Genomic DNA, 21,612 nt, shown 5'->3' on the forward strand with positions numbered 1-21,612 from the left:
TGTATCTATATTAATCGTTGAAGTGATGGTAAACAAATGACAGATAACAAAACCTTGCTCACAGAGAGCCCAACTCTCTACATTGTGCCAACTCCAATCGGAAATTTGGGAGATATCACTCAAAGAGCAATTGAAATTTTATCAAGTGTCGATGTTATTGCAGCCGAAGACACACGCCACACGGGTAAGCTGCTTGCTCACTTCAATATATCAACCAGAACGTTCGCTTTACATGATCATAATGAACAAACTAAAGCACAAGTTCTAGTCGAAAGGTTATTAGAAGGTCAGTCTATCGCATTAGTCTCTGATGCGGGTACTCCTTTAATCAGTGACCCAGGTTACCATCTTGTCTCACAATGTCGTCAAGCGGGTGTGAGAGTTGTGCCACTTCCTGGTGCTTGTGCAGTGATTACAGCGTTAAGTGCTTCTGGTCTACCGTCGGATCGCTTCAGCTTTGAAGGCTTCTTGCCACCAAAGAGTAAGGGTCGCAAAGATAAGTTCTTAGAGATCGCAAAAGCAGAACGCACGTGTATCTTCTATGAATCACCGCACCGTATTACGGATTCTCTGCAGGATATGCTAGATATTCTAGGACCTGACCGTGAAGTTGTATTGGCGCGTGAGCTAACCAAAACCTTCGAAACCATCCAAGGGCTGCCACTTGGTGAGCTGATTGAGTGGATTGAAGAAGACGCTAACCGCAAACGTGGTGAGATGGTGCTGCTGATTCATGGTCACCGTGAAGAAGCGACCACAGAATTACCAGACGAAGCGACTCGCACGCTAGGTATTCTAACCAAAGAGCTACCTCTTAAAAAAGCGGCGGCGATGACGGCAGAAATCTACAATCTGAAAAAGAACGCTTTATATAAATGGGGCCTAGAGTATCTAGACAACTAGATACCTCTTTAAAGAGTAGCTAACCTGTATTGAAAAGCTTGTGAGGAATGATGGTATTGCCGTCATTCCTCTTTTTTTGTCTGGATTGTGTGAAATTCACGCAGTTGCTTAGAGGTTTGCACCATATTTGTGATCTCGCTAGACACTGCACACGAATCTCTATACAATCCGCCTTCGGAGTTGAACGGGTAATCGCTGCTTTGCTGATGTCCTTCGGGAGACTGACGTTGAGGTCCTTCGGGAAACTGACGTTGAAGTCCTTCGGGAGACTGGTAGAGGGGAGGAACGTCCGGGCTCCATAGAGCAGGGTGCCAGATAACGTCTGGGGGGCGCGAGCCCACGACAAGTGCAGCAGAGAGAAGACCGCCGATGGCCTCATTTCTTCGGAAGAGGCACAGGTAAGGCTGAAAGGGTGCGGTAAGAGCGCACCGTGCGACTGGCAACAGTTCGTAGCAAGGTAAACTCCACCCGGAGCAAGATCAAATAGGCCCTCGCATTGCGCTGCTCGCGTATGGGGGCGGGTAGATTGCTTGAGCCTGTGAGCGATTGCAGGCCTAGACGAATGGTTACCGCCGCGCAAGCGGAACAGAACCCGGCGTATGTGTCAACTCCACCTATATAAAGAACCCATCATTACTTAACCGTAGTGATGGGTTTTTTGCTTTATATTGACGTAAATTATTTAGATTTCCTTAAAATCTTTCACCCTGATATAAGCTTGGGTCAAAAATTCCAAATGCCTATACACAATATGGTGGAGATACAGCGTGAAATCAGTACACTAAAACGTTAATAGAACAAATTATTGCCGAACTAATGGCTCAATCCACTCACTGAGAAGACTATGACAGAAGCATTCAAACATATTTCAGTATTGCTTAACGAATCTATTGACGGACTTGCGATCAAACCTGACGGTACCTACATCGATGGTACTTTTGGCCGTGGTGGGCACAGCCGTACAATCCTGTCTAAACTGGGCGAGAATGGAAGACTCTTTAGTATCGACCGCGATCCACAAGCAATTGCTGAAGCTCAGAAGATTGATGACCCCCGTTTTACGATTATTCACGGCCCATTCTCAGGTATGGCTGAATATGCAGAGCGTTATGACTTAGTGGGTAAAGTGGATGGTGTTTTACTGGATTTAGGTGTGTCTTCACCACAGCTAGATGATGCTGAACGTGGCTTTAGCTTCATGAAAGACGGCCCGCTAGACATGCGTATGGATCCAACGACGGGTATTCCGGTTTCTCAGTGGCTAGTTGATGCGGATCTTGATGACATCACATGGGTTATCCGTGAGTTCGGTGAAGATAAACACGCTCGTCGTATCGCGAAGGGCATCATTGCTTATCAAGAGAACGAAGAGAACGAACCGTTAACACGTACTGGCCAATTGGCTAAGCTTATCTCTGATGTCGCTCCAAAGAACTTTAAAGAGAAAAAGCACCCAGCGACACGTGCTTTCCAAGCATTTCGTATCTACATTAATAGTGAACTTGAAGAGATCGATACCGCACTGAAAGGCGCTGCAAGTATTCTTGCTCCCCAAGGTCGTATCTCTGTTATCAGTTTTCACTCTCTTGAAGACCGTATGGTGAAGCGCTTCATCCGTAAAGAGAGTCAAGGCCCTCAGGTACCTCATGGTTTACCATTAACAGAAGATCAAATTAAAGCTTTAGGCAGTGCCGATCTAAAACCAATTGGTAAAGCGATCAAGCCTTCTAAAGGTGAAGTGGATGAAAATACTCGTTCACGCAGCTCAGTACTACGAATCGCAGAAAAGCTGTAGTCAATGAAGACCTCCAAGCCTAACTTAGCCAAGATAATATTTTTTGATTTGATCTCCGTGGGTAAGGTCCCATTGGTGATTCTTATCTGTATCTTTGCGAGTGCGATGGGGGTCGTTCTTACGACACATATGTCACGTCAGGCGATTACGCAAAAAGACATGGCATTAGTCGAACGAGAGCAGCTAGATGATGAGTGGCGAAATTTAATGCTTGAAGAGACAGCTTTGGCTGAACACAGTCGCGTTCAAGCATCGGCAAAACGAGAGTTAGACATGAAACGTCCAGACTCTGATAAAGAAGTTGTGATCACACTGAAATGACCGGTAAAAAGGAAAAATCACCCGCGAAAACCGTTAATAAATCAACGAAAAAGCGTGTGAAGAGCGAAAAGGATTCGGATCCAGTTCTGATAAAATGGCGTTTTAACGTCGTTATTGCTTTCGTGTTTCTTGCCTTTGCTGCACTTGTTGGTCGTGTGGCTTATATACAAATCATTGAACCAGATAACTTAATTCGTCAGGGCGACCTTCGTTCGGTGCGTGTTAAGGCTATTCCTTCTGCTCGTGGCATTATTTCTGATCGCAATGGTGAGCCACTTGCTGTCAGTGTTCCTGTTGAAGCGGTATGGGCTGACCCGAAAACCATTTTCGATAAAAATGGTATGGCTCAAATTGATCGTTGGTATGCGTTAGCTGATGTACTTGGCCTAGAACGACAACCGATGATCGATAAGATCTCTAGTAACAAATCCCGCCGATTTATTTATCTTCAGAGACAAGTTAGCCCTGCGATGGCTAAATATATCCGCGATCTTAAACTCGTGGGTGTGGGGCTTAAAGCTGAATCTCGTCGTTACTACCCTGCAGGTGAAATCAGTGCTCATCTTATTGGTGTAACCGGTATCGATGGTCATGGTCTTGAAGGTGTAGAACGCAGTTATGATCAGTGGCTCACTGGTGAAGCGGGTAAACGTACCATTCGTAAAGATCGCTATGGACGCGTTGTCGAAAATATTGCCTTAGAAGAGCGTGAAGAAGGCAAGCCATTAGAATTAACCATCGACCAACGATTACAGGCCATTGCTTATCGAGCGATCAAGCAAGCGGTGGCCGATCATAAGGCGACTTCAGGCTCTGCGGTACTGCTCGATGTAAAAACAGGTGCCGTGTTAGCCATGGTCAATGCGCCATCTTACAACCCGAATAACCGTGCTGACCTACAAAGCTTTAAGATGCGAAACCGCGTATTAACCGACGCCATGGAACCTGGCTCTACCGTGAAACCTTTTGTGGTTTTAGCGGCGCTAGAGAACGGCACCGCAGACCCAGATGTCGTTATTGATACTGGCAACGGTATTATGCAGATCGGTGGTAGTCGTGTGCGAGATTCGTCTAAAGTGGGTAAGGCTGACTTAGCGTTGATCCTCAAAAAGTCGAGTAACATAGGTGTTGCGAAATTAGCGCTTAATATGCCACTCGAAGCCTTGCTTGGTATGTACAGCTCGGTTGGTCTAGGTGAGATGTCTGGGCTGAATTTGGTTGGTGAAACGAGCGGTATTTTCCCGAATCGCCGTCGCTGGTCAAAGTTTGAGATTGCGACCTTAGCGTTTGGTTATGGTTTGTCTGTTACACCGATGCAGTTAGCACATGCTTATGCGACGCTAGCCAACAAAGGCTTATATGAGCCAATTCATATTATTAAGAGCAACGACCAAGATTTTTCTAAGCAGATTATCAAGCGAGAAAACGCTGAACTGGTTTTGAACATGCTCGAAGGGGTGACTCAAAAAGGTGGAACGGCGACAAGAGCCGCCGTTCCGGGTTACCGCGTTGCAGCCAAAACGGGTACATCTCGTAAGGCAGAGGCTGGCGGATACAGTGATGAATACATTGCGATCACTGCAGGCTTTGCCCCAGTAAGTGACCCAAGAGTTGCGTTGGTTGTTGTAGTCAATGAGCCTCAAGGTGACCTTTACTATGGTGGCTCAGTCGCAGCCCCTGTATTTTCTGAGATCATGAAGGGTGCACTACAAATCATGAATGTCCCGGCTGATGAAAATAAGTTTCAAGAATAGAGTTAATCAGGATTCAATATGAGTAATAGCCTCACGCTGTCATCTTTACTTTCTCCTTGGGGGGACTTTGATTCAACAGAACTAGAGTCGATTGCTGTTGAGCAATTGGAGTTGGATAGTCGTGCCATCAAGAAAGGTGATATTTTCGTCGCCATTGTTGGACATGCCGTTGATGGTCGCCGTTTTATCGACAAAGCGGTCGCTCAAGGAGCTAAAGCCGTCATTGCACAGGCTGGTGATGACAAAGCTCATGGCTTGGTTGAGTGGTTAAATGCAGTTCCTGTTGTTTATGTAGCGGAGCTAAATTCAATTCTCTCTGAACTGGCTGGTCGAGTTTATTCTTCTCAAGCGACCAAACTGATTGGTGTTACTGGCACCAATGGCAAAACCACCATCACTCAATTGATTGCTCAATGGCTTGATCTCGTTGGTCAACGCTCTGCGGTAATGGGCACCACAGGTAATGGTTTCCTAGATAATCTAAAAACAGCGGCTAACACCACAGGCAGCGCGATTGAAATACAGCGCACGCTGAGTGAGTTGGCTGAAGAAAAAGCCGTTTATACTGCGATGGAGATCTCTTCTCATGGTTTGGTGCAAGGTCGAGTAAAGGCTTTGGACTTTGAAGTTGGTGTCTTTACTAACTTGAGTCGTGATCATCTTGATTACCATGGCACCATGGAAGAGTACGCTCTGGCGAAGAAGAGCTTGTTTACTCAACACAAATGCAAGCATGCCGTCATTAATGTGGATGACGAAGTGGGTAAGGCTTGGATGATAGATTTATCCAAGGCCATTGCTGTTTCACTATCACCGCTAGCGGGTTATCAACAATCGGTATGGGCGTCTGATGTCGCTTATGCAGAAACTGGTATTCAGATGTCTTTCGATGGTAACTGGGGACAAGGCGATCTTTCGGTTCCTTTAATTGGTCAGTTTAACGCATCAAATGTATTGGTTGCTTTCGCGACTCTGCTTTCATTGGGCATCGATAAGAAAATATTAGTCGATACTGCACCTCAGCTTCAGCCTGTTATTGGTCGTATGGAACTGTTCCAAGTGCCGAGCAAAGCTAAAGTAGTTGTTGATTACGCTCATACACCAGACGCGTTAGAGAAAGCTCTGGCAGCATTGCGCGTGCACTGCTCGGGAAAATTGTGGGCTATCTTTGGTTGCGGTGGAGATCGTGACACAGGGAAACGCCCGATGATGGCAGCGACCGCAGAGCAGTTTGCCGATAAAATTATTATTTCAGATGACAACCCTCGCAGCGAAGATCCGGTTTTGATTGTCAAAGATATGCTTGCTGGTTTAAGTGAGCCGGAATCGGCGTTCGTCGAGCACGATCGCTACCAAGCGGTTAAGTTTGCACTTGAGCAGGCAGACAGCAATGACATTATTCTTTTGGCTGGTAAAGGCCATGAGGATTACCAAGTATTGAAAGACAATACGGTACATTACTCAGACCGAGAGTCTGCGCTTCAACTTTTAGGTATTTCATCATGATTGATGTATCACTCGAACAAATTTGTTCAGCAGTCAGCGGCGAGTTGATTGAGGCTGTCAACTCCAGTCATAACGTAATTAATGCCGTTTCTACGGATACTCGCACCGTTGAAGAGGGCGCATTGTTTGTTGCTCTCGTCGGAGAACGTTTTGATGCGCATGACTTTTGTCATCAAGCCGTTGAGGCGAATGCGAGTGCGTTGTTAGTCGAACGAAAACTTGACTTAAATATTACTCAAGTTGTTGTTGAAGACACTAAACTTGCTTTAGGTCAGTTAAGTGCTTGGATCCATAAACAATGTGACGTGCCAACCATGGCGATTACTGGCAGTTGTGGCAAGACGACCGTCAAAGAGATGGTGGCGAGCATTCTGCAACAACGTGGCAAGGTGCTGTTTACGGCAGGTAACTTCAATAATGATATTGGTGTGCCTTTGACTTTGCTACGTAGTGAACCAAGCGATGACTATGCGGTGATCGAATTAGGCGCTAACCATATCGGTGAAATCGCCTACACTACCCAGCTTGTGAAACCACAGGTTGCCTTGGTAAATAATGTGGCAGCGGCGCACCTAGAAGGATTTGGCTCAATTGATGGTGTGAAGCAAGCAAAAGGTGAAATTTTTCAGGGGCTTGCAGCTGGTGACACTGCTATTGTTAGTTTAGAGAGTAACGGTGGCGAATTTTGGAGTGAAGTTCTCGCAGATAAAGCGGTTCTGACCTTTTCAGAAAGTGATGATACAGCGGATTACTTTGCCAAAAATATTCGTATCAACGAGCAAGGTGAAGCGTGCTTTGATATGCAGACACCAAAAGGTTCTGTGCCCGTTGAACTTGGCATTATCGGCCAGCATAACGTAGCGAATGCCTTAGCAGCAGCAGCGTTGAGCATTCAGTTTGGCGCAACGCTCGATGAAATAAAAAATGGTTTAGCGAATCTTATCTCAGTCAAAGGACGAGTTGAGGTTCAACAATTAAGTCAGAATATCAAGCTGATAGATGACAGTTATAACGCCAGCGTGCCTGCAATGAAGGCGGCAGCTAAATTGCTATCGAGCTTCAAAGGTCAACGTTGGTTGATTTTAGGCAATATGGCTGAATTAGGCGACGAAAGCCTTGCACTTCACCGTCAAGTCGGTGAATATGCTGCCCCATTCGCTTTTGAGCATGTACTCACTTACGGTAATGATACTAAGGTGATTAGTGAGGTCTGTAATGGTACTCACTTTGCAACGCATCAAGCGATGATCGCGCACATAGAGCAGCACTTATGCTTGCCAGAAAACGCGTCACATACCTTGTTGGTAAAAGGCGCAAACAGTGCAGGAATGAGTAAAATAGCCGCTGCTTTAAAGGAGAACTTTTCATGATAATTTGGCTTGCAGAGCTACTACAGCCACACTTTTCTTTTTTCCGTTTGTTCGAATACCTATCGTTTCGTGCAATCGCGAGTATTTTGACGGCATTATGTCTGTCACTGTGGATGGGACCTCGTTTAATTGAGCGTCTGCAAATGCTACAAATTGGCCAAGTTGTTCGTAATGACGGCCCTGAGTCTCACTTCAGTAAGCGTGGTACACCAACCATGGGTGGCGTGATGATCCTAGCTGCGATCATTATTACGGTATTAGTGTGGGCTGACCTTTCTAACCCTTACGTTTGGGCGGTATTGGTTGTTCTTGGCGGTTACGGTGCGGTTGGCTTTGTTGACGACTACCGTAAAGTCGTTCGTAAAAATACAGACGGCTTGATTGCTCGTTGGAAGTACTTCTGGCAATCGGCGATTGCATTGGTTGTCGCATTCGCTCTATACGCTCATGGTCACGATACTGCGGCAACACAATTGGTTGTTCCTTTCTTCAAAGATGTGATGCCACAGTTAGGCTTGTTCTACATAGTGCTGACGTACTTTGTTATTGTGGGTACCAGTAATGCGGTAAACCTAACGGACGGCCTAGACGGTTTGGCCATTATGCCAACGGTGATGGTTGCGGCTGGCTTTGCTGTGATTGCTTGGGCGACAGGTAACGTTAACTTCGCCGCGTACCTACACATTCCATACATCCCATACACCTCTGAGCTGGTTGTTGTATGTACTGCTATCGTGGGTGCAGGTCTCGGCTTTCTATGGTTTAACACCTACCCAGCACAAGTATTCATGGGCGATGTTGGTTCTCTAGCGCTTGGTGGTGCATTGGGTGTGATTGCTGTGTTAGTTCGCCAAGAATTGGTACTGGTTATCATGGGCGGTGTGTTTGTAATGGAGACCTTGTCAGTGATTCTGCAGGTAGGCTCTTACAAATTGCGTGGTCAGCGTATTTTCCGCATGGCACCGATTCATCACCACTACGAACTTAAAGGTTGGCCGGAGCCGCGTGTAATCGTGCGTTTTTGGATCATCTCAATGGTATTAGTATTGGTTGGTCTAGCGACACTGAAAGTTCGTTAATCCTATGTGAGCCTCAGATTAGAGGCTCTTTAAAACTATTAAGAGCATCTTGTTTAAATGGAACGTTGGCAAAATATTCAAAATGTAGTGGTTGTGGGGCTCGGTATTACCGGGCTCTCTGTCGTTAAACATCTCGTAAAATATCAACCTCACACACATGTGAAGGTGATTGATACTCGCGAGCTACCACCGGGCAGAGAATCTTTGCCTGAATCTGTGGAACTGCATTCTGGAAGTTGGAATAGCCAATGGTTAGCGGGAGCGGATTTAGTCGTTGCTAACCCGGGTATCGCCTTAGCGACCCCGGAAATACAAGATGTTATTCAAGCGGGTGTTCCGGTTGTTGGTGATATTGAACTGTTTGGCTGGGCGGTAAATAAACCCGTTGTGGCAATAACAGGTTCAAACGGCAAGAGCACGGTGACTGATCTTACAGGTGTACTGGCGAAAGCCGCAGGTCTCAATGTTGGTGTTGGTGGTAACATCGGTATTCCTGCCTTAGATCTTTTAGAGCTTGATGCCGACTTATATGTCCTTGAGCTTTCAAGCTTTCAGCTAGAGACAACATCCAGTTTAAACCTTGCAGCGGCGGCCTTTTTGAACTTGTCAGAAGATCATATGGATCGCTATCAAGGCATGGCCGATTACCGTGACGCCAAATTAAGAATTTTTTACAACGCTCAGTACGCGATTGTAAACCGCGAAGACAAAGAGACTTATCCTGACCACAGTATGCCATTAGTGACATTCGGACTCGACGACCAAGAGTTTGGTGTGGCGACGATTGATGGTACTGAATGGTTGGTGGATAGCAGCAAGCCAGTACTTCCTACTCAAGATTTAACATTGGTTGGACGTCACAATGTGGCAAATGCGCTAGTCTCGCTAGCACTGCTTAAACAAGTCGGTATTGATTACAGCAAAAGCCTTGAAGCTCTGAAGACCTACAACGGTTTAACGCATCGTTGCCAAGTGGTAGCTGATAAGCGTTCTATCAAGTGGGTTAACGACTCGAAAGCGACCAACGTAGCCAGTACATTGGCGGCTTTGTCGGGGCTAGAGTGCCAAGGTACTTTGTATCTTTTGGTTGGTGGTGTAGGTAAAGGTGCTGACTTTAGTGAGCTCAAGCCTGTGTTGGCGCAACTGGAGCGTGTTCAGCTGTGTTGCTTCGGTGAAGATGCTGCGCAATTTATGTCGTTGCATCAATCGGCTAAGACGTTTGAAACCATTAGTGACATTATCGAAAGCATCTCAACGCAGTTGGTGCCCGGTGATATGGTGATGCTGTCTCCAGCGTGTGCAAGCTTTGATCAATTTAATAACTTCATGGCGAGAGGTGATGCTTTCACTGAACTCGCTCATGAATACGCCTAACGTGTTGAAGGACTAACATTCAGTGCAAAGAGTGAAAGAGATCAATCAATCTATTTGGCAATGGCTTAATCGTGCCACACCAGAGGCGCTTTACGACCGTCAATTAGTATGGATTGCTCTTGGACTGATGCTGACAGGCTTGGTGATGGTAACGTCGGCTTCGTTTCCTATCAGCGCTCGTTTAACCGATCAGCCATTTCACTTTATGTTTCGCCACGCCATTTTCCTTGTGTTGGCGCTAGGTGTATCCAGCGTAATATTGCAGATCCCAATGAAGCGATGGTTTCAATACAGTATGTATCTGTTGGGTTTGTCCTTCTTTTTGCTAGTGGTGGTGCTGGCCGTTGGTAAGTCGGTTAATGGTGCATCACGCTGGATTCCACTTGGACTGTTTAACTTACAACCCGCAGAAGTCGCTAAGTTATCGCTGTTTATCTTTATGGCGGGCTATCTGGTTCGTAAACAAGACGAGGTCAGAAAAACGTTTTTCGGCGGTTTCGGTAAGCCAATCATGGTGTTTGGTGCCTTTGCTGTTTTGCTTCTCGGCCAGCCCGATTTAGGTACGGTTGTTGTAATGTTGGTGACCTTGTTTGGCATGCTGTTTATTGCAGGTGCTAAGCTTTCACAGTTTATTGCCTTGATGGTGGCGGGCATTGCCGCGGTCGTTGGATTAATTGTTATAGAACCCTATCGTGTTCGACGTGTGACCTCATTCTGGGAACCTTGGAATGACCCGTTCGGCAGTGGCTACCAATTAACTCAATCACTAATGGCATTTGGTCGTGGTGATTGGATGGGACAAGGTCTTGGTAATTCGGTTCAGAAGTTAGAGTATTTGCCTGAAGCACATACCGATTTTGTGTTTGCTGTATTGGCAGAAGAGTTAGGCTTTGTTGGTGTAACTCTCGTGCTGATTCTGATCTTTAGTTTGGTACTGAAAGCGATTTTAATTGGTAAGAAAGCATTCGAGAACGACCAGTTATTCAGCGGTTATCTTGCCTTTGGTATTGGTATTTGGTTTGCATTTCAGACGCTTGTTAACGTAGGTGCCGCTTCAGGTATCGTTCCAACCAAAGGTCTAACATTGCCATTGATCAGCTACGGTGGTTCAAGTCTTATCGTCATGTCAGTCGCGGTTTCAATGCTATTGCGCATTGATCACGAATGTCGAATACAACAAGAAGAACAAGCCGACAATCAAAACGAATTAGTAGAATAAGAATCCAACGTTATGAAACAAAACAAAAAACTTTTAGTGATGGCTGGTGGTACTGGTGGTCACGTTTTCCCTGGCTTAGCCGTGGCTAAAAAGCTTCAGCAACAAGGTTGGGAAATTCGCTGGTTAGGAACCGCGGATAGAATGGAAGCGGACTTAGTGCCAAAACATGGCATTGAGATCGACTTTATTAAAGTGAAAGGCCTGCGTGGTCAAGGCATTAGCAAGTTAATTAAAGCGCCATTCCAGATTATTAATGCCATACTTCAAGCAAGACATCACATCAAAGCATGGCAGCCAGATGTAGTGCTTGGAATGGGGGGGTACGTGAGTGGCCCCGGTGGTATCGCGGCATGGTTATCCGGTATTCCAGTAGTTCTGCATGAACAAAATGCAGTGGCGGGTTTAACTAATCAATGGCTATCTAAAATTGCCAAAAAAGTATTCCAAGCTTTCCCTGGTGCTTTCCCTACTGCTGATGTGGTGGGTAATCCAGTACGTGAAGATGTGGTTGCCTTAGCTGAACCCGAGCAACGCATGACAGAGCGCGACGGTGATATTCGTATCCTAGTGATGGGCGGCAGTCAGGGCGCTAAAATTCTGAACGATACCTTGCCAGTGAGCATGGCCCAGCTTGGTGAAGGTTTTACTGTGGTGCATCAAGCCGGTAAGAACAATCAACAGCAAGTGATTGAACAATACAAATCACACTCTGTAGATAATGTTCAAGTAACTGAATTTATTGATGATGTGGCGCAAGCTTATGAATGGGCAGATCTATTAGTTTGTCGTTCAGGTGCATTAACCGTATCTGAAGTGTCAGCTGCTGGTGTTGGTTCTATCTTTGTTCCGTTCATGCACAAAGACAGGCAGCAAGCGTTGAATGCCGACCATTTAGTTGAATGTGGCGCAGCATTAATGATTGAACAGCCACAACTGACGGCTGATAAGCTCGCGAACGCTATCGCTCAGCTTGATAGAAATGAATTAAAAATGATGGCAACAAAAGCTCGTCAAGCAGCCAAGCTTGATGCTGATGTGACCGTCGCTGAAGCAATTAAAGCTTTAGCAAAATAACGAGACTGAATTGATGACGATTGAACATACCCAAGACTTAGCGCAAATCCGTGCAATGGTGCCAGAAATGCGCCGTGTTAAATCTATCCACTTCATTGGTATTGGTGGTGCTGGAATGAGCGGGATTGCTGAAGTCTTGCTAAATGAAGGCTATCAGATCACGGGTTCTGATATTGCTCAAAACCCAGTGACTGATCGTTTAGTTAGCAAGGGGGCGACAGTTTACATTGGCCACCAAGCAAGTAACGTTGCTGATGCAAGTGTAGTGGTGGTTTCAACCGCTATCAACGAAGAAAATCCAGAGATTGTTGCTGCTCGTGAAGCGCGTACACCGATTGTTCGTCGTGCGGAAATGCTGGCTGAGCTGATGCGTTTTCGTCACGGTATTGCCGTGGCTGGTACGCACGGTAAAACAACGACCACAGCGCTAGTTACACAGATTTACTCGGAAGCAGGCCTCGATCCCACTTTCGTAAACGGTGGTTTGGTGAAAAGTGCAGGCACTAATGCTCGCTTAGGTTCAAGTCGTATCCTTATCGCTGAAGCTGATGAAAGTGATGCGTCATTTCTGCATCTGCAACCAATGGTTAGTATTGTGACTAACATTGAAGCGGATCATATGGATACCTATGGCGGTGATTTTGAAACGTTAAAGCAGACGTTTATTGATTTCTTACACAACCTGCCATTCTATGGTCAGGCTGTGATGTGTGTTGACGATCCTGTTGTACGTGAGCTTATTCCTCAGGTGAGTCGCCAAGTGATTACTTACGGTTTCTCAGAAGATGCTGATATCCGTATTGAAAATTACGTACAAGAAGGGCAACAAGGCAAGTTCACTGTGGTACGTGAAGGCAAAGCTAACCTTGATATTACATTGAACATTCCGGGCCGTCATAATGCGCTAAATGCATCAGCTGCAATTGCGGTTGCGACTGAAGATGACATCAGTGATGAAGCAATTCTAAAAGCGATGGCAGGAACGGAAGGCACAGGCCGTCGTTTCGATCACTTAGGTGAGTACGAAACCGGTAAAGGCGTTGCAATGTTGGTTGATGATTATGGTCATCACCCAACTGAAGTGGATGTTACTATCCAAGCTGCACGCAGCGGCTGGACTGACAAACGTCTTGTGATGATCTTCCAACCTCACCGTTATAGCCGTACTCGCGATCTGTATGATGACTTTGCTAACGTTCTTGAGCAGGTTGATGTTCTAATTTTATTAGATGTGTACTCGGCAGGTGAGAAACCTATTGCAGGTGCGGACGGGCGTTCGTTAAGTCGAACTATTCGTGGTCGTGGTAAGATAGATCCAATCTTTGTTGCTGATATCAACGCGCTGCCGTCGGCTCTAGCTAACGTAATTCAAGGTGGTGATCTTGTTTTAACGCAGGGTGCAGGTGATGTTGGCCGTGTAGCGAAGCAGCTTGAATCGTTACAATTAGACATTAATAAAATGCAGAACGCGTAACAGAATACCGTCTACAGACTGTGGTTGATCGCTCACTTCTTGCGATTGACCTAAAATTGACCAAAAATCTTATTATCAACGTTTGATAGTTTGATTTTGCTCAGTATAATTCATAGGTTAAAGTAAGTGCTTTTACCTCTATTACGAAGATAGGGAATAGAATTGCGAACCAACGACAGGGAATGCGGGCTTTGGTAGAAAGTACTTTTAGCGAAAACCGCCACCTATTCAGTTTACCGTCGCTCAAGAAACACGCCTTAGGCGGGTCTTTTTTTGTTGTGGTGCTGCTATTCATTGGGTTTCTTTTCTATACCACACTGACTTGGATGTGGGACGATCAGCGATTGCCTCTTTCCAAAATAGTACTTCAGGGCGACTTAACTTATGTAACGGCTGGTGATGTTCAGCATGCCTTTGGCGAGCTTGAGCATATTGGAACATTCATGTCACAGGACATTGGTGTGTTGCAAAACAGTTTAGAAGCATTGCCTTGGGTGTCTGTTGTCTCAATTCGTAAACAGTGGCCAGACACAATAAAAGTATTTTTGACTGAGTATCATGCAGCAGCAATCTGGAACGGTAACATGCTGCTTAATGACGATGGTCAGGTGTTTAATGGTGATATCGGCCTATTAAAGGGCGATCGAGTCAAGCTTTACGGCCCAGACGGCACCAGCCAAGAAGTGATAGAAAAATGGCGACAGATAACTCCTTTGATTAATAGTCTAGGGTTAACCGTTACCTCGCTCGTTCTCAATGAGCGTCGCGCGTGGCAAATAATCCTAGATAACGGTATCCGTTTAGAACTAGGTAAAGATTCTTTAGATGAGCGTGTTGAACGCTTCATTTCGCTTTACAACGAATTAGGTAGTAAGGCGAATCAAGTGAGCTACATCGACCTCAGGTATGATACGGGAGCCGCTGTAGGCTGGTTTCCAGAGCAAGAGTTAGAAGAGAGCACAGATGACTAAGACCGCAGATGACAACATAATCGTTGGTCTTGATATAGGCACTGCGACCATATCAGCTCTGGTTGGTGAAATATTGCCTGATGGTCAAATCAATATCATTGGATCAGGGCAAAGCCCATCTAGAGGTATGGATAAAGGTGGTGTAAACGACCTAGAGTCGGTAGTTAAGTCGGTTCAGCGAGCTATTGATCAAGCAGAGTTGATGGCGGAATGCCAAATCAGCAATGTGTTTATCTCGCTATCGGGCAAACATATCGCAAGCCGAATTGAAAAAGGCATGGGCACTATTTCAGATGAAGAAGTGTCTCAAGATGATATGGATCGAGCGATCCATACCGCGAAATCAATTAAAATAGGTGATGAGCAGAGAATTCTGCACGTGATCCCACAAGAATTTACCATTGATTATCAAGAAGGGATTAAGAACCCACTTGGCTTATCTGGTGTTCGAATGGAAGTCAGTGTTCACCTAATTTCTTGCCATAGCGACATGGCGAGAAACATTATTAAAGCTGTTGAACGATGTGGTCTCACAGTAGAACAGATCGTATTTTCAGGACTTGCCTCAAGTAACGCGGTAATTACTGAAGACGAGAGAGAGCTTGGAGTGTGTGTGGTAGATATCGGTGCGGGTACAATGGATATTTCCATATGGACTGGCGGCGCGCTTCGACACACAGAAGTATTTTCCTACGCAGGAAATGCAGTAACCAGTGATATTGCCTTCGCTTTCGGCACGCCAGTGAGCGATGCTGAAGAGATAAAAGTAAACCATGGTTGCGCTCTGAGTGAACTCGTAAGCAAGGATGACTCTGTTAACGTCCCAAGTGTTGGTGGTCGCCCATCGAGAAGTTTGCAACGACAAACTTTGTCGGAAGTGATTGAACCACGTTACACTGAACTTATGGGGCTCGTTAACCAAACTATTGATACGGTTCAATTACAGCTACGCGATGAAGGTATTAAACACCACCTTGCAGCTGGCGTCGTTCTCACTGGTGGAGCGGCACAAATTGACGGATTGGTAGAGTGTGCGGAACGCGTTTTCCGCAATCAAGTTCGAGTTGGTAAGCCATTAGAAGTTAGTGGCTTAACTGACTATGTTAAAGAGCCGTATCATTCTACGGCGGTTGGTTTACTTCATTACGCAAGAGATTGTCAGATAAGTGATGAAGGTGATTACAGCGAACCTAAGCGTTCAGCACCTTCTATGTCAGGCTTGTTTGGCAAATTGCGTAATTGGATACAAAAAGAGTTTTAACCTGAGTTGCAGGAAAAAACGGAGATAACACATGTTTGAACCGATGATGGAAATGTCTGACGATGCAGTAATTAAAGTCGTTGGAGTTGGTGGCGGTGGCGGTAACGCTGTTGAGCACATGGTACGTGAATCAATCGAAGGCGTAGAATTCATCAGTGTTAACACTGATGCCCAAGCACTTCGTAAAACAAGCGTGAGCAGCGTGATCCAAATTGGTGGTGATATCACTAAAGGTTTGGGCGCTGGTGCAAACCCACAAGTAGGCCGTGATGCAGCTCTCGAAGATCGAGAAAGAATTAAAGAAGTTCTAACTGGCGCCGATATGGTATTTATCGCAGCTGGTATGGGCGGTGGTACGGGTACAGGTGCTGCTCCAGTTATTGCTGAAGTTGCGAAAGAGCTAGGTGTGCTAACAGTTGCTGTTGTAACTAAGCCATTTAGCTTTGAAGGCAAAAAACGTTTAGCGTTTGCAGAGCAAGGTATTGAAGAGCTTTCTAAGCATGTGGATTCTTTAATTACGATTCCAAATGAAAAGCTACTTAAGGTACTTGGCCGTGGCGTAACACTGCTAGAAGCTTTCGCAAGTGCAAATGATGTGCTTAAAAATGCTGTACAAGGTATCGCAGAGCTAATTACTCGCCCTGGTATGATTAACGTCGATTTCGCGGATGTTCGCACTGTAATGTCTGAGATGGGTCATGCAATGATGGGTAGCGGTATCGCAAAAGGTGAAGACCGTGCTGAAGAAGCTGCTGAAACGGCAATTTCTAGCCCACTACTAGAAGACATCGACCTAGCTGGTGCGCGTGGCGTTCTTGTGAACATCACTGCAGGCCTGGACATGCGTCTAGATGAATTCGAAACTGTGGGTAATACAGTTAAGGCATTCGCTTCTGATAACGCAACTGTCGTGATTGGTACTTCTCTAGACCCTGACATGACGGATGAAATCCGTGTAACTGTTGTTGCAACAGGTATCGGAACAGAGAAAAAACCAGACATTACATTAGTTGCTGGTGGCAAGGCTAAAGTAGCGCCAACGCCTCAACCACAAGTTGCAGCTCAAACTGCACCAAAAGTGGAAGAGAAAATGGCACAGCCATTGCAAGAGAAAACTGAGGTTAAACCTCAAGTTAAGCCACAGCCAACAACGTCACCTGTTTCTTCAGGTACAGGCGCTAGCCAGAGTGCTGCACCTAAAGCTGAGAAAGAGAGTGGATACTTAGATATTCCAGCATTCTTACGACGTCAGGCTGATTAACAAATACCCAAAATTTGACTATCGTCGAATTAATGGTAAAATTCGCGGTCGGTAAATACTGACCGTGATTTGTAGCACTGATAACGAGGCAAGCAGATGATCAGACAACGTACTCTGAAAGAAATTGTGAAAACAACTGGTGTGGGTCTCCACTCTGGTCGTAAAGTCACACTTACTCTTCGCCCGGCAGCTGCAAATACAGGTATTGTTTATCGTCGTACTGATGTAAATCCACCTGTAGATTTCCCAGCTGATCCAGCATCAGTTCGTGACACTATGTTATGTACTGCTCTTGTTAACGACGAAGGCGTACGTATTTCTACAGTGGAACACCTTAACGCAGCTTTAGCGGGTATGGGTATCGACAACATTATTGTTGAGGTTGATGCACCAGAGATCCCAATTATGGATGGTAGCGCAAGCCCATTCGTATATTTGCTACAGCAAGCAGGTGTAGAAACACTGAATGCAGCGAAGCGTTTTATTCGAATCAAAAAGCCTATCCGTTTTGAAGATGGCGATAAGTGGGCAGAATTCGTCCCATTTAACGGCTTCCGCATGGACTTTGAGATCGACTTTAACCATCCCGCGATTGAATCTGATGAGCAACGTTTGTTGTTTGATTTCTCTTCACAAGGTTTTGTGAAAGAAATTTCTCGCGCTCGTACTTTCGGTTTCATGCGTGATATTGAGTATCTACAATCCCAAAATCTAGTACTTGGTGGTAGCTTTGATAATGCTATCGTACTTGACGAGTACCGAATTCTTAATGAAGAAGGTCTACGTTTTGACAATGAGTTCGTAACTCATAAAGTACTAGACGCGATTGGTGACCTTTACATGTGTGGACACGCTATTATTGGTGAGTTCCGTGCATACAAATCAGGTCATGGCCTAAATAACCAACTACTACGTGCAGTACTTGCTGACGCAGAAGCTTGGGAATGGGCAACATTCGAAGAAGAAGTAGGCTCTCCAGTTGCGTTTGCTGAACCAGGTATGGTTTTAGCGTAATTGTTGCTTACAACAATATAAGATTTCGAAAACCAGGTCATTGACCTGGTTTTTTTGTATCTATTTTCCAGATACAGTGTCGTCAACATCCGAAAGTTGTCTACCAATAGACTGCAGTCTGGCTAATCCGTCAGCAATTAGAAAGAAAAGTTCCAAGCACATCAAACAAATGGGGTTATAAATGGTCGTTAGTGTGAAAATTACTTACACTAGAGAGCATTAATTTTAACTCAAGCCTTGAAAACTCTACTCTCAAGTACAATATCAAAGATACTAGATTTATCTCAGTATCCTTGGTTAGTAACTGAAGACTAGTTCATAGCTAGTAGAGACTGACGGCATTTAAAATAGATCGCGGACGATCTGAGAACGAAGAGATTCCAAGCACATGATTACTAAGCTGCTGACAAAGGTAATTGGCAGTCGCAATGACAGAACACTGCGCCGCCTTAGAAAAATTGTAAAAGAAATTAATAACTACGAACCAACGTTAGAAGCACTTTCTGATGAAGAGTTAAAAGCTAAAACGGTTGAGTTTCGTGAGCGCTTAGATAAAGGCGAATCGCTAGATCAACTTTTACCTGAAGCATTTGCTACAGTACGTGAAGCGTCTAAACGTGTTTACGGCATGCGTCACTTTGACGTGCAGTTGATTGGTGGCATGGTTCTAAATGCTGGCCAAATCGCAGAGATGCGTACTGGTGAAGGTAAAACTCTTACCGCAACTCTACCAGCTTATCTTAACGCCCTACCAAGCAAAGGTGTTCACGTTGTAACGGTGAACGATTACCTAGCGAAGCGTGATGCGGAAACAAACCGACCACTATTTGAATTCCTTGGCATGACAGTTGGCGTGAACGTGCCAAATATGGCTCCGCCAGAGAAGAAAGAAGCGTACCAAGCCGATATCCTATACGGAACAAACAACGAGTTTGGTTTTGATTACCTGCGTGACAACATGGCTTTCCGTGCTGAAGATAGAGTTCAGCGTGAACGTTTCTTCGCTGTAGTCGATGAAGTTGACTCAATCTTAATCGATGAAGCTCGTACTCCGTTAATTATCTCTGGTCCTGCTGAAGATAGCTCAGATCTTTATACGCGCATTAATACGCTGATCCCTTCTCTAGAGCGTCAAGATAAAGAAGATTCAGAAGAGTACCGTGGTGAAGGTCACTACACCATGGACGAAAAATCTAAACAGGTTCACCTGACTGAAAACGGTCAAGAATTTGTTGAAGAGTTAATGGTTAAAAATGGATTGATGGAAGAGGGTGATACACTTTACTCTCCAACCAATATCAGCTTACTTCACCACGTAAATGCGGCTCTTCGTGCGCACGTATTGTTTGAGAAAAACGTAGACTACATCGTTACTGAAGAAGGCGAAGTGGTTATTGTTGATGAACATACTGGTCGTACTATGCCTGGTCGTCGTTGGTCTGAAGGTTTACACCAAGCTGTTGAAGCGAAAGAAGGTGTAAAGATTCAAAACGAAAACCAAACGTTAGCATCGATTACCTTCCAGAACTTCTTCCGTTTGTACGAGAAACTGTCTGGTATGACAGGTACAGCCGATACAGAAGCTTTCGAATTCCAGTCTATCTACGGCCTAGAAACGGTGGTTATCCCAACCAACAAGCCTATGGTTCGTAACGATATGCCAGATGTGGTTTATCGTACCGAAGAAGACAAATTCAATGCGATCATTGAAGACATTAAAGATCGTGTTGCGGCTGGTCAGCCATCACTGGTTGGTACGGTTTCTATCGAAAAATCAGAACTACTGTCTAACGCACTGAAAAAAGCAAAAATTAAGCATAACGTTCTCAATGCTAAGTTTCACGAAATGGAAGCCGAGATCGTTGCACAAGCGGGTACGCCAAGCGCGGTAACTATCGCAACTAACATGGCTGGTCGTGGTACCGATATCGTATTGGGTGGTAGCTGGCAGGCTCAGGTAGAGAAGCTAGAAAACCCAACTCAAGAGCAGATCGATAAGATCAAAGCTGACTGGAGAGTTATCCACGATAAAGTACTTGAGTCCGGTGGTCTGCACATCATTGGTACTGAGCGCCATGAATCTCGCCGTATCGATAACCAGCTACGTGGTCGTTCTGGTCGTCAAGGTGATGCGGGTTCTTCTCGTTTCTACCTATCAATGGAAGACTCTCTGCTACGTATCTTTACGTCTGATCGTATGGCTGGCCTTATTCAAAGTGGTATGGACGAAGGCGAAGCGATTGAATCTAAGATGCTGTCTCGCTCAATTGAAAAAGCACAACGTAAAGTGGAAGGTCGTAACTTCGATATCCGTAAGCAGCTTCTTGAGTACGATGATGTAGCTAATGACCAACGTAAAGTGGTTTATGAGCTTCGTGACGAACTGATGAGTTCTGACGACATCAGCGAAATGATCGAACACAACCGTGAAGACGTGTTTACTTCGGTTATCGATGAGTACATTGCACCTCAATCTCTTGAAGACATGTGGGATATCGCTGGTCTACAAGATCGCCTGAAAAACGACTTCGATCTAGACTTTGATATTCAAGGTTGGTTGGACGAAGACGACAAGCTTTATGAAGAAGCATTGCGTGAGCGTATTCTTGGTATGGCGGTTGACTCGTACAAACAAAAAGAAGAAGTGGTTGGTGCTCAAGTACTGCGTAACTTCGAAAAGTCTGTGATGCTACAAACGCTAGACGGTCTTTGGAAAGAGCACTTGGCTGCGATGGATCACCTTCGTCAAGGTATACACTTACGTGGTTATGCTCAGAAGAACCCGAAACAAGAGTACAAGCGCGAGTCGTTTGAACTGTTTGAAGGTCTGTTAGATGTACTGAAAACAGACGTTGTTACCATTCTTTCTAAAGTTCGCGTTCAGCAACAAGAAGAAGTTGAAAAGATGGAAGCTCAACGTCAAGCTCAAGCTGAAGAAGCGGCGCGTCGTGCTCAAACACAACATGCAGTGGCTGAAAATCAGTTAGCTGACGATGAAGCTGAAGCGGTATCTCCACAAACGGTAGTGCGTGATGAGCGTAAAGTGGGTCGTAACGAACCATGCCCATGTGGAAGTGGCAAAAAATACAAACAGTGTCACGGTAAAATTGACTAATGCTTTGCTGTAATGGCTGATAACTTCGTCGGCGATGCTCATTTACACTTGTAAACTCCGCGTCGCCTCCTCGTTCTCAACCAATACAGCTTTGCCTAAATATAGTTTTGATTAAAGAGTC

The 21,612-nt window shown here is 45.3% G+C and carries 16 protein-coding genes and 1 other RNA gene; all 17 read left to right on the forward strand.

Going from position 1 to position 21,612, the window contains the following annotated elements; genetic code table 11:
* Nucleotides 1–36 precede the first annotated feature (36 nt).
* The 17 genes from rsmI to secA all read left to right on the forward strand — a co-directional run bounded on the left by rsmI (nt 37) and on the right by secA (nt 21,491).
* A complete protein-coding gene (rsmI, locus tag ACFI6G_RS11285; RefSeq protein WP_010434711.1) occupies nt 37–903 on the forward strand; it encodes a 16S rRNA (cytidine(1402)-2'-O)-methyltransferase in 867 nt (288 codons plus the stop codon).
* A 176-nt stretch (nt 904–1,079) separates the two neighbouring features.
* An RNA gene (gene rnpB / locus ACFI6G_RS11290) (RNase P RNA component class A) lies at nt 1,080–1,519 on the forward strand.
* Nucleotides 1,520–1,747: 228 nt separating this feature from the next.
* The gene (rsmH, locus tag ACFI6G_RS11295; protein ID WP_010434714.1) at nt 1,748–2,698 is read left to right on the forward strand and encodes a 16S rRNA (cytosine(1402)-N(4))-methyltransferase RsmH; all 951 of its coding nucleotides are present in this window, start codon (nt 1,748–1,750) and stop codon (nt 2,696–2,698) included.
* Between the two features lie 3 nt (nt 2,699–2,701).
* The gene (ftsL, locus tag ACFI6G_RS11300) at nt 2,702–3,019 is read left to right on the forward strand and encodes a cell division protein FtsL (RefSeq protein ID WP_010434716.1); all 318 of its coding nucleotides are present in this window, start codon (nt 2,702–2,704) and stop codon (nt 3,017–3,019) included.
* Nucleotides 3,016–4,773, forward strand: a complete 1,758-nt coding sequence (locus ACFI6G_RS11305; RefSeq protein WP_010434717.1) for a peptidoglycan glycosyltransferase FtsI — start codon at nt 3,016–3,018, stop codon at nt 4,771–4,773. Before ftsL ends, ACFI6G_RS11305 begins: the two co-directional genes overlap by 4 nt.
* Before the next feature lie 18 nt (nt 4,774–4,791).
* Nucleotides 4,792–6,279 carry a UDP-N-acetylmuramoyl-L-alanyl-D-glutamate--2,6-diaminopimelate ligase gene (murE, locus tag ACFI6G_RS11310; protein ID WP_016789749.1) on the forward strand — a complete coding sequence of 496 codons (1,488 nt, stop codon included), beginning with the start codon at nt 4,792–4,794 and terminating at the stop codon, nt 6,277–6,279.
* Nucleotides 6,276–7,649 carry a UDP-N-acetylmuramoyl-tripeptide--D-alanyl-D-alanine ligase gene (locus ACFI6G_RS11315; protein WP_010434721.1) on the forward strand — a complete coding sequence of 458 codons (1,374 nt, stop codon included), beginning with the start codon at nt 6,276–6,278 and terminating at the stop codon, nt 7,647–7,649. The genes murE and ACFI6G_RS11315 overlap by 4 nt, the downstream gene beginning before the upstream one ends.
* On the forward strand, nt 7,646–8,728 hold the full coding sequence (gene mraY, locus ACFI6G_RS11320; protein WP_010434722.1) for a phospho-N-acetylmuramoyl-pentapeptide-transferase: 1,083 nt from the start codon (nt 7,646–7,648) through the stop codon (nt 8,726–8,728). The genes ACFI6G_RS11315 and mraY overlap by 4 nt, the downstream gene beginning before the upstream one ends.
* A gap of 57 nt (nt 8,729–8,785) precedes the next feature.
* Nucleotides 8,786–10,102 carry a UDP-N-acetylmuramoyl-L-alanine--D-glutamate ligase gene (murD, locus tag ACFI6G_RS11325; RefSeq protein ID WP_016791799.1) on the forward strand — a complete coding sequence of 439 codons (1,317 nt, stop codon included), beginning with the start codon at nt 8,786–8,788 and terminating at the stop codon, nt 10,100–10,102.
* A gap of 22 nt (nt 10,103–10,124) precedes the next feature.
* Nucleotides 10,125–11,321, forward strand: a complete 1,197-nt coding sequence (ftsW, locus tag ACFI6G_RS11330; RefSeq protein ID WP_010434740.1) for a cell division protein FtsW — start codon at nt 10,125–10,127, stop codon at nt 11,319–11,321.
* 12 nt (nt 11,322–11,333) lie between these two features.
* Nucleotides 11,334–12,395 (forward strand): undecaprenyldiphospho-muramoylpentapeptide beta-N-acetylglucosaminyltransferase, encoded by a 1,062-nt coding sequence (murG, locus tag ACFI6G_RS11335; protein WP_016789751.1) that lies wholly within the window; start codon nt 11,334–11,336, stop codon nt 12,393–12,395.
* 13 nt (nt 12,396–12,408) lie between these two features.
* Nucleotides 12,409–13,869: a UDP-N-acetylmuramate--L-alanine ligase gene (gene murC / locus ACFI6G_RS11340; RefSeq protein WP_010434743.1), complete on the forward strand. Its 1,461-nt coding sequence runs from the start codon at nt 12,409–12,411 to the stop codon at nt 13,867–13,869.
* A gap of 191 nt (nt 13,870–14,060) precedes the next feature.
* Entirely contained in the window at nt 14,061–14,840 is a 780-nt protein-coding gene (locus tag ACFI6G_RS11345) for a cell division protein FtsQ/DivIB (RefSeq protein ID WP_010434745.1), read from the forward strand.
* On the forward strand, nt 14,833–16,101 hold the full coding sequence (gene ftsA / locus ACFI6G_RS11350; RefSeq protein WP_010434747.1) for a cell division protein FtsA: 1,269 nt from the start codon (nt 14,833–14,835) through the stop codon (nt 16,099–16,101). The genes ACFI6G_RS11345 and ftsA overlap by 8 nt, the downstream gene beginning before the upstream one ends.
* Before the next feature lie 31 nt (nt 16,102–16,132).
* The gene (ftsZ, locus tag ACFI6G_RS11355; RefSeq protein WP_010434749.1) at nt 16,133–17,362 is read left to right on the forward strand and encodes a cell division protein FtsZ; all 1,230 of its coding nucleotides are present in this window, start codon (nt 16,133–16,135) and stop codon (nt 17,360–17,362) included.
* Nucleotides 17,363–17,458: 96 nt separating this feature from the next.
* Nucleotides 17,459–18,376 (forward strand): UDP-3-O-acyl-N-acetylglucosamine deacetylase, encoded by a 918-nt coding sequence (gene lpxC / locus ACFI6G_RS11360; RefSeq protein WP_010434751.1) that lies wholly within the window; start codon nt 17,459–17,461, stop codon nt 18,374–18,376.
* A 388-nt stretch (nt 18,377–18,764) separates the two neighbouring features.
* Nucleotides 18,765–21,491, forward strand: coding sequence for a preprotein translocase subunit SecA (gene secA / locus ACFI6G_RS11365; protein ID WP_065612351.1), 2,727 nt, complete (start codon nt 18,765–18,767; stop codon nt 21,489–21,491).
* Nucleotides 21,492–21,612 lie beyond the last annotated feature (121 nt).

The sequence above is a fragment of the Vibrio sp. PSi01 genome (assembly GCF_054960695.1).

Coding starts and splice junctions, on each gene's coding strand:
- rsmI (WP_010434711.1), top strand. CDS start 37: ATGACAGATAACAAAACCTTGCTCACAGAGAGCCCAACTCTCTACATT.
- lpxC (WP_010434751.1), top strand. CDS start 17,459: ATGATCAGACAACGTACTCTGAAAGAAATTGTGAAAACAACTGGTGTG.
- murC (WP_010434743.1), top strand. CDS start 12,409: ATGACGATTGAACATACCCAAGACTTAGCGCAAATCCGTGCAATGGTG.
- ftsL (WP_010434716.1), top strand. CDS start 2,702: ATGAAGACCTCCAAGCCTAACTTAGCCAAGATAATATTTTTTGATTTG.
- ftsA (WP_010434747.1), top strand. CDS start 14,833: ATGACTAAGACCGCAGATGACAACATAATCGTTGGTCTTGATATAGGC.
- ACFI6G_RS11315 (WP_010434721.1), top strand. CDS start 6,276: ATGATTGATGTATCACTCGAACAAATTTGTTCAGCAGTCAGCGGCGAG.
- ACFI6G_RS11305 (WP_010434717.1), top strand. CDS start 3,016: ATGACCGGTAAAAAGGAAAAATCACCCGCGAAAACCGTTAATAAATCA.
- secA (WP_065612351.1), top strand. CDS start 18,765: ATGATTACTAAGCTGCTGACAAAGGTAATTGGCAGTCGCAATGACAGA.
- murG (WP_016789751.1), top strand. CDS start 11,334: ATGAAACAAAACAAAAAACTTTTAGTGATGGCTGGTGGTACTGGTGGT.
- ftsZ (WP_010434749.1), top strand. CDS start 16,133: ATGTTTGAACCGATGATGGAAATGTCTGACGATGCAGTAATTAAAGTC.
- murD (WP_016791799.1), top strand. CDS start 8,786: ATGGAACGTTGGCAAAATATTCAAAATGTAGTGGTTGTGGGGCTCGGT.
- murE (WP_016789749.1), top strand. CDS start 4,792: ATGAGTAATAGCCTCACGCTGTCATCTTTACTTTCTCCTTGGGGGGAC.
- mraY (WP_010434722.1), top strand. CDS start 7,646: ATGATAATTTGGCTTGCAGAGCTACTACAGCCACACTTTTCTTTTTTC.
- rsmH (WP_010434714.1), top strand. CDS start 1,748: ATGACAGAAGCATTCAAACATATTTCAGTATTGCTTAACGAATCTATT.